Here is a 12,426-nt window from a genome sequence, read left to right as displayed (position 1 = left end):
CCGCACCCCTCTTGCCCCCGGACGGCGGGATAGTTTATATATGAACTATCGAGAGACCCACCGCTCCGCGACGGACCGGGCAGGGCCTCCGCCCCCTTGGAGGATCGACACATGCCGAGCTATCGCGCCCCGGTCGAGGACACCCTGTTCCTCCTGAACGACGTGCTCGGCTTCCACAACCACGCCAACCTTGCGGGCTTCTCCGAGGCTACGCCGGACATGGTCGAGGCGGTGCTGAACGAGGGCGCCAAGCTCGCCGACGAGGTGCTGGCCCCGCTCAACCGCGTCGGCGACCTCGAAGGCTGCCTCCGCCGGGCCGACGGCTCGGTGACGACGCCCAAGGGCTTCAAGGCGGCCTACGACGCCTACGCCCAGGGCGGCTGGATGGGCCTGTCGGTGCCGGAGGAATACGGCGGCCAGGGGCTGCCGCACACGCTGAACACCGCGATCCAGGAATTCGCCTCCGGCGCCAACCTCGCGCTCGGGATGTATCCGGGCCTGACGCAGGGGGCGATGGCGGCTTTGCTGGTTCACGGCTCGGACGAGCAGAAGAGCACCTACCTGCCGAAGATGGTCGAAGGCGCCTGGACCGGCACCATGAACCTCACCGAGCCCCATTGCGGCACCGATCTCGGCCTCCTGAAGACCAAGGCCGTGCCGAACGGCGACGGCTCCTACGCGCTGACCGGCACCAAGATCTTCATCTCGGCGGGCGAGCACGACCTGTCGGAGAACATCGTCCATCTCGTCATCGCCCGGATCGAGGGCGCGCCGGCCGGCACCAAGGGGATCTCGCTCTTCGTGGTGCCGAAGTTCCTGGTGAACGCGGACGGCTCGGTCGGCGCGCGCAACGGCGTGTCCTGCGGCTCGATCGAGCACAAGATGGGCATCCACGGCAACTCGACCTGCGTGATGAACTACGACGGCGCCACCGGCTGGCTCGTCGGCCAGGAGAACCGCGGCCTCAACGCGATGTTCGTGATGATGAACGAGGCGCGGCTCGCCGTCGGCGTGCAGGGCCTCGGCCAATCCGAGGTCGCCTACCAGAACGCCGTGGCCTACGCGAAGGACCGGCTGCAGGGCCGCTCGCTCACCGGCGCGAAGGCACCGGACAGGGCCGCCGACCCGATCATCGTCCACCCCGACGTGCGCCGCACGCTGATGGGCATCCGCGCCTTCAACGATTCGGCGCGCGCGCTGATGCTCTGGACCGCGCTGCAATCCGACATCTCGCATCGCTCCGAGGACGCGAAGGAGCGCCAGACCGCTGACGACCTGCTCGGCCTGCTCACCCCCGTGGTCAAGGGCGTGCTCACCGACCGGGGCTTCGCCAACGCGGTCGAGGCGCAGCAGATGTTCGGCGGCCACGGCTACATCGAGGAATGGGGCATGTCGCAGTTCGTGCGCGATGCCCGCATCGCGATGATCTACGAGGGCGCCAACGGCATCCAGGCGATGGACCTGATCGGGCGCAAGCTGCCCAAGGACGGCGGTCGCGCGATGATGACCTTCCTCGGCGAGGTCCAGGCCTTCATCAAGGACAACGGCGAGGACGAGGCGCTGAAACCCTTCACCGGGCCGCTCCAGGCCGGGCTCAACGACCTGCAGGGCGCCACCATGTGGTTCATGCAGAACGCGTTCTCGAAGCCGGACAACGCCGGCGCCGGCGCCACCGACTACATGCACCTCCTCGGCCTCGTCGCGATGGGCTACATGTGGGGCAAGATCGCCAAGGCGGCGAACGCCAAGAAGGCCGAGCGGCCGGAGCGCATGGAGGCCAAGCTCGCCATCGGCCGGTTCTACATGGAGCGGGTGCTGCCCGAGACCGCGATGCGCTTCGGGCGGGTCAAGGCCGGCGCGGACACGACCATGGCCTTGCCGGCCGAGGCGTTCTGAGGGAGTTCTTCCCTCCCCCCCTGGAACGGGGGAGGGTGGGCCTCGCGTCAGCGAGGGTCGGGAGAGGGGAGCGACCTCTCCGGACAACGCGCTCCCCTCTCCCGACCCGCTTCGCGGGCCACCCTCTCCCGCAGAGGGGAGAGGGTTCGCGGTGCGGCTGCGCAAGCAGGAAAAATCAAGGGAAACGCCATGACCGAGGCCTTCATCTACGACCACGTCCGCACCCCCCGCGGCCGCGGCAAGCCGGACGGGTCGCTGCACGAGGTCACGGCGCTCCGCCTGGCCGAGACGGCGTTGCGCGCGCTCAAGGACCGCAACGGCCTCGACACCCGAAAGGTCGACGACGTGGTGCTCGGCTGCGTCGACCCGGTCGGCGAGGCCGGCGGCGACATCGCCCGCGCCGCGGCGCTGGTCGCCGACTACGGCAACCACGTGCCGGGCGTGCAGATCAACCGCTTCTGCGCCTCGGGCCTCGATGCGATCAACTTCGCCGCCGCCCAGGTCATGGCCGGCCAGCACGACATGACGGTGGGCGGGGGCGTCGAGTCGATGAGCCGCGTCGGCCTCGGCGCCTCGGGCGGCGCCTGGCCGGTCGACCCGGCGATCGCGATCAAGTCCTACTTCATGCCCCAGGGCGTCTCCGCCGACCTGATCGCCACCAAGTACGGGTTCTCGCGCGACGATTGCGACGCCTACGCCGTGCAGTCCCAGACCCGCTCGGGCAGGTCCTGGGCCGACGGCCTGTTCAAGGATTCGGTCGTGCCGGTGCGCGACGTGAACGGCATCACCCTGCTCGACCGCGACGAGCACATGCGGCCCGCGACCGACATGCAGTCGCTCGGGCAGCTGAAGGCCTCGTTCGTGCAGATGGGCCAGATGGGCGGCTTCGACGCGGTGGCGGTCGACGCGCATCCGGACGTCGAGGCGGTCGACCACGTCCACCATGCCGGCAACTCGTCGGGCATCGTCGACGGCGCCGCCGCGGTGCTGATCGGCTCGCGAGAGGCGGGCGTCGCCGCGGGCCTGAAGCCGCGTGCACGTATCCGCGCCTTCGCCAACATCGGCTCCGATCCGGCGCTGATGCTGACAGGCCCGGTCGACGTGACGAGGAAGGTGCTGGCGCGGGCCGGGATGCAGCTCTCCGACATCGACCTGTTCGAGGTCAACGAGGCCTTCGCCGCCGTGGTCCTGCGCTTCCAGCAGGCGTTCGACCTCGATCCGGCCAAGGTCAACGTCAACGGCGGCGCCATCGCCATGGGCCATCCGCTCGGCGCCACCGGCGCGATGATCCTGGGCACCGTGCTCGACGAGCTGGAGCGCACCGGCAAGGAGCGCGCCCTGGTGACCCTGTGCATCGGCGCCGGCATGGGCACGGCGACGATCATCGAGCGGGTCTGACGCGGTCTCGAACCGGCCGGCGCGTTCCCTATTCGGCGCGAACGCTGCTAGAGCCGGCCCCGACCCGTGCCGGGAAACGGCGGGGACGACACGAACCTTTGGGAGAAACGATGACCCGCCTTCTCGCCACCCTGTGCCTGACGACCGCGCTCGCCCTGCCCATCGCCGCCCGCGCGGACGAGGCGGCCGACAAGGTCGCCGAGGCCAAGACGCTCGTCAGCAAGACGCTGATCAAGAACCTGAAGACCGGCTTCGACGCCGCGCTCGAGAAGACCGTCGCCGCGATGCCGGACGACAAGTCGGACGCCGTCCGCAAGGAGCTGATGGCCGAGTTCGACAAGCAGAGCGGCATCATGGTCGAGGGCCTGTCGAAGGAATACGCGACCAAGTTCACGCTGACCGAGCTCAAGCACCTCAACGAGATCTACGAGGACAAGACCTACCTCAAGTTCCAGGCCATCAACGCCGACCCGTCCTCGTCGGTGACGGCGATCTCGCAGGCTTCGGTGACGAAGCTGCTCAACATGCTGGCGATCGCGGCGGCCGGCGACAACACGCCGAAGGCCGGGGCTCCGATGCCTGCGCCGACTCCGGCACCCGCCCCGGCGCCCGCGCCGGCCCCGGCGCGCTGACGTCGGCGGCGGAGCGATCCGGGCATGGCCCCCCAGCCCAGCTCAGGCGGCCTGCGCGGATCGCTCCGACCCGGGAAAGCCCGCCACCTCCGGCAGGCCTTCGAACCGGGGCTTGGCGAAGTGATAGCCCTGGAACAGCGTGATCCCGAGGTCGCGCAGGGCGTCGAACTCGGCTTGCGTCTCGACGCCCTCGGCCAGCACCGAGACGTCGAGGCCGCGCGCGATGGCGACGAGGCCCGCCACGATCGCGCCGCGCCCGGCATCGGCGTCGATGCCGCGCAGCAGGTCCATGTCGATCTTGATCAGGTCGGTGCGGAAGTTCGCCAGCAGGCTCAGCCCGGCATAGCCGGCGCCGAAATCGTCCAGCGCGGTGAGGAAGCCCTGGCGCCGGTACTCGGCGATGATGCGCTTCACGTGGGCGATGTCGCGGAAGCGCTCGTTCTCGGTGAACTCGAACATGATCCGGCGGTGCTCGAAGCCGACCCGGCGCGCGGCCTCGAGCGAGGCGCGGATGCAGGCTGCCGGCTCGTACACGGCGTTGGGCATGAAGTTGATCGACAGGCGCGTCCGGTCGTCCTTCGGGAACAGGCGCCCGGCGAGCTCGATCGCCTTGACCCGGGCGGCCTGGTCGAAGCGGTAGCGCGTCTCGTCGGTCACGCGGTCGAGGATCGAGGCCGCCGACTGTCCTTCCGGCCCGCGGACCAGGGCCTCGTAGCCCCAGACGCGGCCGTCGACCGTGTCCAGGATCGGCTGGAACGCCATGGTGAAGGTGAAGCCGAGTTCCTCGCCGTTGCGGCAGGCCCGGCACTTCCCGGCGGTCGCCTTCCCGTCGGCCGGCGCGGCGTCGGCTGGTCTGGCATCGGCACGCTCGGCATCGACGATCATGGGCTAGTTTCCGTTGCTCGACCCCCTCAAGCCTTCTGAAGAGCAAGTATCTCCACACTGTTAACGCGCCGGACTACATGCGTTCGGTCATCCGAGGATCAGCGATGAATCTCCAGAACTTTCGCTTCGAGACCGATGCCGACGGCGTCGCCCTGGCCGTCTGGGATTGCCCCGGCCGCTCGATGAACGTCATCACGCAGGCCGTGATCGACGAGATCGAGGCGATCGTCGACGCGGTCGTCGCCGATCCGGCCGTGAAGGGCTGCGTCATCACCTCGGGCAAGGACAACTTCTCGGGCGGCGCCGACCTCACGATGCTGCAGGGCCTCGGGCTCGAATACGAGAAGCTCAAGCGCGAGCAGGGCGAGGAGCCCGCCATGCGCCACTTCTTCGAGGCGTCGCGTCGGCTCTCGCTGGTGTTCCGCAAGCTCGAGACCTGCGGCAAGCCCTTCGCGGCGGCGGTGAGCGGGCTCTGCCTCGGCGGCGCGTTCGAGCTGGCGCTGTCCTGCCATCACCGCGTGGTCTCGGACGACCCGAAGACCCGGGTCGGCCTGCCCGAGATCAAGGTCGGGCTGTTTCCCGGCGGCGGCGGCACCCAGCGCGTGGCGCGGCTGATGCAGACCGGCGACGCCCTGCAGATGCTGTTCAAGGGCGAGCAGATCCGCCCGGCGATGGCCAGGAGCATGGGCCTCGTCCACGAGGTCGCGGGCAAGGACGAGATCGTGGCCAAGGCCAAGGCCTGGATCCTCGCCGGCGGCTCGGCGGTGGCGCCCTGGGACGTGCCGAAGTTCAAGGCCCCGTCGGGCAAGGTGTATTCGCCGGCCGGCATGATGATCTGGCCCCCGGCCAACGCGATCTACCGGCGCGAGACGCACGACAACTACCCGGCGGCGAAGGCGATCCTGGCCTCGGTCTACGAGGGCCTGCAGCTGCCGATGGACCTCGGCCTCAAGGTCGAGAGCCGCTACTTCGCGATGATCCTGCGCACCAAGGAGGCGGCGGCGATGATCCGCACGCTGTTCATCTCGATGGGCGAGCTGAACAAGGGCGCGCGCCGCCCGAAGGACGTGCCCGCCACCAGCCTGCGCAAGGTCGGCGTGGTCGGCGCCGGCTTCATGGGCGCCGGCGTCGCCTACGTCACCGCCAATGCCGGCCTCGAGGTGGTGCTCGTCGACCAGTCGACCGAGGCGGCCGAGAAGGGCAAGGCCTACGCCCACGCGCTGATCACCGGGCAGATCAACAAGGGCCGCGCCAAGACCGCCGACCGCGACGCGCTGCTCGCCCGCATCCAGGCGTCGGCCGACTACGCGGATCTCGCCGATTGCGACCTCGTCATCGAGGCGGTGTTCGAGGACCCGAAGGTGAAGGCCGAGGTGATCGCCAAGGTCGAGGCGGTGATCGGCCCCGACACGATCTTCGCCTCCAACACCTCGACGCTGCCGATCTCCGGCCTCGCCAAGGCGTCCTCGCGCCCGGAAGCCTTCGTCGGCATCCACTTCTTCTCGCCGGTCGAGAAGATGATGCTCGTCGAGATCATCAAGGGCGAGGCCACCGGCGACCGGGCGCTCGCCACCGCGCTGGACTACGTCCGCACGGTGAAGAAGACGCCGATCGTCGTGAACGACGCCCGTGGCTTCTTCGCCAACCGCTGCGTCGGCGCCTACATCCTGGAAGGGCACAAGATGCTCAACGAGGGCGTGCCGCCCGCGATGATCGAGAACGCCGGCAAGATGGCCGGCATGCCGGTCGGCCCGCTCTCGCTCAACGACGAGGTCGCCCTCGACCTCGGCCTGACGATCGCCAAGGCGACGGAGGCGCAGCTCGGCCCGGACGCGGTCGACCCGGCGCAGAAGGCGCTGCTCGTCGAGCTCGTCGAGAACCAGGGGCGGCTCGGGCGCAAGAACCGGAAGGGCTTCTACGACTACCCGGAGGGCGCCCCGAAGCGTCTGTGGCCCGGGCTGAAGGACCTGCAGCCGACCCACCTCGACCCGGACACCCTCGACATCGCCGAGCTGAAGCACCGGCTCCTCGTGGTCCAGGCGCTGGAGGCCGCGCGCACGGTGGGCGAGGGCGTCATCACCGATCCGCGCGAGGCCGACGTCGGCTCGATCCTCGGCTTCGGCTTCGCCCCGTTCACCGGCGGCGCCCTGTCCTACATCGACTTCATGGGCGCGAAGGACTTCGTCGCCCTGGCCGAGGGGCTTGAGGCCAAGCACGGCCCGCGCTTCGCGGTGCCCGACAACCTGCGCGCCATGGCCGAGAGCGGCGGCACGTTCTACGGCGAGGCGGCGAAGAAGGCGGCGTGATCGCCCTTTCCCTCCCCCACTTCAGGGGGAGGGAGCTCACGGCATCGTGGGCGTTTGGATCCAAGACGGCGTCCCGTCTCACCCCACCGCGGCCAGCCGGCGCCGCAGCACCTCGACGTCGGCGTGGTTGTTCGACAGTAGGTCGGTGATGTCGCCGACGACGAGCGCCTTCACGTGGCGGCAGCGCACTCCGTGGCGGCCGGCCATGCAGGTGCAGCGCAGCATCAAGCCGCTCCTGCGGTCCTCCAGCGAGACCTCGTAGCGGTTGCCGGTGCTGCCGCGCATGGCGAAGCGCAGCGCGTCCGGCTCGGCCGGCTTGAGCGCCCGCAGGATGCGGCCGCTGATCGCGCCGGCGCCCGCCCGCGGGATCGCGGCGCTCCCGTCGATCCGCGTCGCCGGCAGCGACAGCACCCGCGACAGGTCGGGCACGTCCGCGGCCTCCGTCTGCCGGACGGCCGCGAGCGCGATCTCGGCGCAGGCATAGGCGTCCTCGCCGGCGTCGTGGTGCTCGAACCGGATGCCGAGGCGGCGGGCGACCTTGCCGAGGCCGCAGCCCTCCGGGTCCGGGAACACGCGGCGGGCGACCTGCACCGTGCAGAGGTAGCGCAAGGGGGGCGCCGGCAGCCCGCAGGCCTGGAGCGAGGCCCGCAGCACGCCGATGTCGAAGCTCGCGTTGTGGGCGAGGATCAGCCCGCCGGCGAGGTCGGGCAGGAACTCGGCGACCGCCTCGCCGAAATTCGGCTTGTCGCGCACGTCGGCCGGGACGATCCCGTGGACGCGGATGTTGCCGGGCGAGAACCGCAGCTCCGGCGGCCGGATCAGCCGGGACGCGCGCCGGACCACGCGGCCCCCCTCGATCCAGGCGAGCCCGATCGCGCAGGCGCTGTCGCGCTGCTCGTTGGCGGTCTCGAAATCGAGGGCGACGACGGTCATGTGCCTGAACGGGACGGCCGCGGGGGTGTCATGACCCAGGTCTATGACCCGCGGACTCGCGCTTCAAGCGCCTGCGACCATCGCGAGCCATTCGTCTTCCGAGACGACGCGCACCCCGTGCTTCTCGGCATCCTTCAGCTTCGAGCCGGCGCCGGGGCCGGCGACGACGAGGTCGGTCTTCGCCGAGACCGAGCCCGAGACCTTCGCCCCGAGACGTTCCGCGGTGGCCTTGGCCTCGTTGCGGGTCATCTTCTCCAGCGTTCCGGTGAAGACCACGGTCTTGCCCGAGAACGCCGCCGTGCGCGCGGCCGCCTCCATCGGCGCCACCGTCACCTCGGCGAGCAGCGCCGAGACGGCGGCGTCGTTGTGCGGCTCGGAGAAGAACGCGATCAGCGAGTCGGTCGCCACCGGGCCGATCTCGCCGTCGTCGGCGAAGACCCGGTAGGCGTCCCCGGGTCGCTGCTCGGCCGCGCGCGCGATCGCCGCCCGGGCGGCGTCCAGGCTGCCGTAATGGGCGATCAGGCTGGCGCGCTGGCTGGTGCTGAACCGGATCCTGCCGGCGTCCGCCGGCGCGGCTTCGCCCTCCTCGGCATCGCCCGCTTCCGCCGGAGGTTCCGCGTCAGCCGAATGTGCCGCTTCGCCCGGCAGGCCGGCCTCGAGCAGCCGGTCGCGGGTGGTCGGCCCGATCCGCGGCACCGCTGAGAGCTCGATCCAGTCCGGCCCGGCCTGCGCGTCGGCCGCCGCCCGCAGCGCCGTCTTCAGCTCCGAAAAGTCCGAGAACCGCTTGGCCAGGGCCTTGGCGGTCGATTCGCCGATGTCCGGAATGCCGAGGGCGAACAGGAAGCGGTTCATCGGCAAGCTGCGGCGCTCGGCGACCGCCGCGAGCAGGTTGTGGATCGCCTTGTCCTCCTCCTCGCCCTTCTTCTTGGTCGGCTTCTTCGGCGCCGGCGCCCCCTCCGCCCGGCGCTCCGCCGACAGGGCCTCGCGCCGCGCGACGATCGCCGCCTTCAGCGGCTCGAATTCGAGGGTGAACAGGTCGGCCGGTTGTGTCACGAGCCCGGCCTCGAACAGCACCTCGATGTAGGTCTGCCCGAAGCCTTCGAGGTCGAAGCCGTTGCGCGAGACGAAGTGCTTCAGCCGCTCGACCCCTTGGGCCGGGCAGATCAGCCCGCCGGTGCAGCGTCGCACCGCGTCGGGCTTGCCGGTGCGCGGGTTGATCTCGCGGACCGCCTTGCTGCCGCAGGCCGGGCAGGTCTCGGGAAAGTCGAAGGGCTTCGCGTCGGCCGGGCGCTTCTCCAGCACCACGTCCATCACCTTCGGGATCACGTCGCCGGCCCGCAGCACCACCACGGTGTCGCCGACGCGGATGTCGCGGCCGTCGCGGATCGGCTCGCCGTCGCCGCCGACGCCCTTGACGTAGCCCTCGTTGTGCAGCGTCGCGTTCGAGACCACGACGCCGCCGACCGTCACCGGGCGCAGGCGCGCGAGCGGGTTGAGCGAGCCGGTGCGGCCGACGTTGATGTCGATGCCCTCGACCACCGTGAACGCCTCCTGCGCCGCGAACTTGTGGGCCAGGGCCCAGCGCGGGCTCCGCGACACGAAGCCGAGCCGCTTCTGCAGGGCGAGGTCGTCGACCTTGTAGACGACGCCGTCGATGTCGTAGCCCAGCGTCGGCCGGTCGGCCTCGATCCGCCGGTAATGCGCGATCATGCCGGCCGCATCCGTGCAGGTGACGGTCAGCGGGTTCACCGGCAGGCCCCACGCGCGGAACCGGTCCATCACCCCCGATTGCGTTCCCTCGAACGGCGGCACCACCTCGCCCCAGGCGTAGGCGAAGAACTTCAGCGGCCGCGCGGCGGTGATCGACGGATCGAGCTGGCGCAGCGAGCCGGCGGCGGCGTTGCGCGGGTTGGCGAAAAGCGGCTTGCCCGCCGCCTCCTGGCGGGCGTTGATCGCGGCGAAATCCGCGTGCGAGAGGTAGACCTCGCCGCGCACCTCGCAGACCGCCGGCCAGCCGCTGCCGGCGAGCGCCTGGGGGATGTCCTCGACCGTGCGGGCATTGGCCGTGACGTTCTCGCCGGTCTCCCCGTCGCCGCGGGTGGCGGCGGTGACGAGGCGCCCGTCCTCGTAGCGCAGCGACAGCGAAAGACCGTCGATCTTCGGCTCGGCCGTGAAAGCGAGCGGTTCCTCCGGGCGGTTGAGGAAGCGGCGCACGCGGGCGACGAACTCCTCGACCTCCGCGTCGGCGAAGGCGTTGCCGAGGGAAAGCATCGGCACCGCATGGCGCACCTTAGCGAACTTCTCGGAGGGCTTCGCGCCCACCGACGCGCTGGCGATGCCGGTGCCGGCAAGGTCGGGGACCTGCGCTTCCAGCGTCTCCAGTTCCCGGCGCAGGGCGTCGTAGGCGGCGTCCGAGATCTCGGGCGCGTCCTCCTGGTGGTAGAGCCGGTCGGCCTCGGCGATCTCGGCGGAGAGCGCGGCGTGGCGCGCCCGCGCCGCCTCGGCGGTGAGCGTGACGGCCTCCGGCGGGACGGATTCGACGCCGGCCGATTTCGGGGCGGCAGACTTCGAGGCGGCAGGCTGGGGCTTCGGCATCGGGCTCGAGACTTCCGCAGGGGGCGATCGGGCTTCTAACCGATTTCCCCCCGGCCGGGATCACTTGGAGACCGAGCCGAAGCGTCGCGATTCACAGCGATCGTGCATCGCCGGGCCGTTGCCGCGGCAGGATCAGGTCCGGGCGCCGGACCAGCGCCGCCGCCCCGACGAGGACCAGCCCGGCAAGGAGGGCGACCCCCGACAGCGGCAGCACCGGCGCCAGCACGCCCGAGGCCGCCCCGCCCGCGACGGAGCCGAGGTTCATCACCGCCATGAACACCTCGAACTGCGTCGCCGCGCCGGCCCGGCCTCGGCTCGCCTGCATCAGCGCCGGCACCAGGGCGACGATCAGCAGGCCGGGCAGGACGTTGGTGAAGCCGAGGATCAGCGGGCCGGCCGATGCGGCGAAGCCGCCCGCGATCAGGCACGCGGTGGCGAAGAACGCGGCGGCACTCGCCGCGAACAGGGTGCGCAGGGCCGGCAACGGCCCGGCGCGGTCGCACCACAGGCCGATGCCGAGCGCTCCCAGGGTTCCGCCGGCGAAGGCGAGGCCGGCCTGGAGCCGCGACAGCTCGGCGGCATCCCAGCCCTGCGCCTGGACGAGATCGACCGAGAACGGCAGCTCGAACAGGGCGAGCCCCCCGTCGACCGAGAAGCACAGGGCGACGAGCCGGAGGGCGTTCGGCCGGCGCAGGCCCAGGGCCAGCCGGCGCAGGAACCGCGCGAACGGGACCTTCCGCCCGCCCCCCGCGCTCGGCCGCCGCGCCGGCGAGAGCAGGGCGTCGCCCGGCGCCTCGCGCACCAGCAGGATCGGCAGGCCGGCGAGGATGGCGGTCGCGAGCAGGCAGGCGGTGCTGAACCCGAACCCGTAGGCGGCGAGCAGCCAGCCGAACAGGCCGGCGCCGAGGCTGGTGCCGGCGACGAAGCCGGCCCGCGTGCAGGCGCTCATCCGCCCGAGCTCGCCCGGCGGGACATGGTCCATCACCATCCGGTCGCAGGCGGTGTCGAGCAGGGCAGCGAAGGTGCTGTGCACGAGGAAGACGCCCCCCAGAGCGCCGAGCGCGCGGGCGTCCGGCACCAGCAGCAGCCCGGCGAGCGCCGCGTGGCAGCCGAGGATCGCGAGCACGCTCCAGGCCCGGCGCCGCCCCATCGCGAACCCGCTCGCCCGGTCGACCAGCGGCCCCCACAGGATCGGCTGCACCGTCCAGGGCAGGCCGGCGATGGCGAAGTGGACGCCGACCTCGGCGCTCGACACGCCCTGCGCCGCGAGATGGTTGGCGAGCGCGGTCAGCGAGAATCCGGCGACCAGCCCCTGGTAGAGATAGGTGGCGAAGAACACGCCGTAGCGGGCGCCGCGATCTTGCAGGGTCGGCAGCCGCATGCCGAAGCTTGCGATCGCGACGGCGCTTCCGGCTTGCGGGGCCGCCCGCGCCGGTGGATCCTCCGCGCCGCTCATTCCCGAAGGCTCCTCATTGCGCGCAGATCCGCCCCGCTCGTCCGGCCTCGACCATACGATAACGCGCGGCAAGGCACGCGCGCTTCTCCCTCCCCCCTCTGCGGGGGAGGGAGGTACGCGCCGCCGCCATCGGTGGATGTCTTGTGCGCGACGGCTGGATAGTCCCCGAACCCCGCCCCAGCCCGGTCGTCGGCCAAGCGTCCTGGAGGGGAGGAGTGTACGGTATGGCTTAGCGGCGGCTGGGCGTGGCGTGTGTAGGAAGCCTGATTCGCCACACAACCCCGACCAAGACCACGGATCGGCATAGCGCGATGTAGGGAAAGAA

The 12,426-nt window shown here is 71.0% G+C and carries 8 protein-coding genes; 4 read left to right on the top strand and 4 right to left on the bottom strand.

Annotated elements, in window-relative coordinates:
* The first annotated feature begins 111 nt into the window (after nt 1–111).
* The 3 genes from MKK60_RS24130 to MKK60_RS24120 all read left to right on the top strand — a co-directional run bounded on the left by MKK60_RS24130 (nt 112) and on the right by MKK60_RS24120 (nt 3,926).
* Nucleotides 112–1,896 (top strand): acyl-CoA dehydrogenase C-terminal domain-containing protein, encoded by a 1,785-nt coding sequence (locus MKK60_RS24130; protein ID WP_147844357.1) that lies wholly within the window; start codon nt 112–114, stop codon nt 1,894–1,896.
* A 189-nt stretch (nt 1,897–2,085) separates the two neighbouring features.
* On the top strand, nt 2,086–3,294 hold the full coding sequence (locus MKK60_RS24125) for an acetyl-CoA C-acetyltransferase (protein WP_147728814.1): 1,209 nt from the start codon (nt 2,086–2,088) through the stop codon (nt 3,292–3,294).
* 110 nt (nt 3,295–3,404) lie between these two features.
* Nucleotides 3,405–3,926, top strand: coding sequence for a hypothetical protein (locus MKK60_RS24120; protein WP_243988854.1), 522 nt, complete (start codon nt 3,405–3,407; stop codon nt 3,924–3,926).
* A 42-nt stretch (nt 3,927–3,968) separates the two neighbouring features.
* On the opposite strand, the gene MKK60_RS24115 is transcribed toward MKK60_RS24120, so the two are convergent.
* Nucleotides 3,969–4,688: an EAL domain-containing protein gene (locus MKK60_RS24115; RefSeq protein WP_243931746.1), complete on the bottom strand. Its 720-nt coding sequence runs from the start codon at nt 4,686–4,688 to the stop codon at nt 3,969–3,971.
* Nucleotides 4,689–4,915: 227 nt separating this feature from the next.
* On the opposite strand from MKK60_RS24115, the gene MKK60_RS24110 reads away from it, so the two are divergent.
* Nucleotides 4,916–7,117, top strand: coding sequence for a 3-hydroxyacyl-CoA dehydrogenase NAD-binding domain-containing protein (locus MKK60_RS24110; RefSeq protein ID WP_243988853.1), 2,202 nt, complete (start codon nt 4,916–4,918; stop codon nt 7,115–7,117).
* A 78-nt stretch (nt 7,118–7,195) separates the two neighbouring features.
* Here the strand turns inward: MKK60_RS24110 and MKK60_RS24105 are convergent, their stop codons facing one another.
* The 3 genes from MKK60_RS24105 to MKK60_RS24095 all read right to left on the bottom strand — a co-directional run bounded on the left by MKK60_RS24105 (nt 7,196) and on the right by MKK60_RS24095 (nt 12,101).
* Nucleotides 7,196–8,050: a 3'-5' exonuclease gene (locus MKK60_RS24105; protein WP_243988852.1), complete on the bottom strand. Its 855-nt coding sequence runs from the start codon at nt 8,048–8,050 to the stop codon at nt 7,196–7,198.
* 63 nt (nt 8,051–8,113) lie between these two features.
* Nucleotides 8,114–10,645 carry an NAD-dependent DNA ligase LigA gene (gene ligA, locus MKK60_RS24100; protein ID WP_243988851.1) on the bottom strand — a complete coding sequence of 844 codons (2,532 nt, stop codon included), beginning with the start codon at nt 10,643–10,645 and terminating at the stop codon, nt 8,114–8,116.
* A 91-nt stretch (nt 10,646–10,736) separates the two neighbouring features.
* Nucleotides 10,737–12,101: an MFS transporter gene (locus tag MKK60_RS24095; RefSeq protein WP_243988850.1), complete on the bottom strand. Its 1,365-nt coding sequence runs from the start codon at nt 12,099–12,101 to the stop codon at nt 10,737–10,739.
* Nucleotides 12,102–12,426: the final 325 nt, after the last annotated feature.

The sequence above is a fragment of the Methylobacterium sp. J-092 genome (assembly GCF_022829325.1).
Taxonomy (GTDB): Bacteria; Pseudomonadota; Alphaproteobacteria; order Rhizobiales; family Beijerinckiaceae; genus Methylobacterium.
The sequence above is the reverse complement of the archived record's forward strand: the minus strand, read 5'-3'. Positions and strand labels throughout refer to the sequence as shown.

Excerpts from the sequence above, each read along its gene's own strand:
- MKK60_RS24130 (WP_147844357.1), top strand. The coding sequence starts at position 112 with ATGCCGAGCTATCGCGCCCCGGTCGAGGACACCCTGTTCCTCCTGAAC.
- MKK60_RS24125 (WP_147728814.1), top strand. The coding sequence starts at position 2,086 with ATGACCGAGGCCTTCATCTACGACCACGTCCGCACCCCCCGCGGCCGC.
- MKK60_RS24120 (WP_243988854.1), top strand. The coding sequence starts at position 3,405 with ATGACCCGCCTTCTCGCCACCCTGTGCCTGACGACCGCGCTCGCCCTG.
- MKK60_RS24115 (WP_243931746.1), bottom strand. The coding sequence starts at position 4,688 with ATGGCGTTCCAGCCGATCCTGGACACGGTCGACGGCCGCGTCTGGGGC.
- MKK60_RS24110 (WP_243988853.1), top strand. The coding sequence starts at position 4,916 with ATGAATCTCCAGAACTTTCGCTTCGAGACCGATGCCGACGGCGTCGCC.
- MKK60_RS24105 (WP_243988852.1), bottom strand. The coding sequence starts at position 8,050 with ATGACCGTCGTCGCCCTCGATTTCGAGACCGCCAACGAGCAGCGCGAC.
- ligA (WP_243988851.1), bottom strand. The coding sequence starts at position 10,645 with ATGCCGAAGCCCCAGCCTGCCGCCTCGAAGTCTGCCGCCCCGAAATCG.
- MKK60_RS24095 (WP_243988850.1), bottom strand. The coding sequence starts at position 12,101 with ATGAGCGGCGCGGAGGATCCACCGGCGCGGGCGGCCCCGCAAGCCGGA.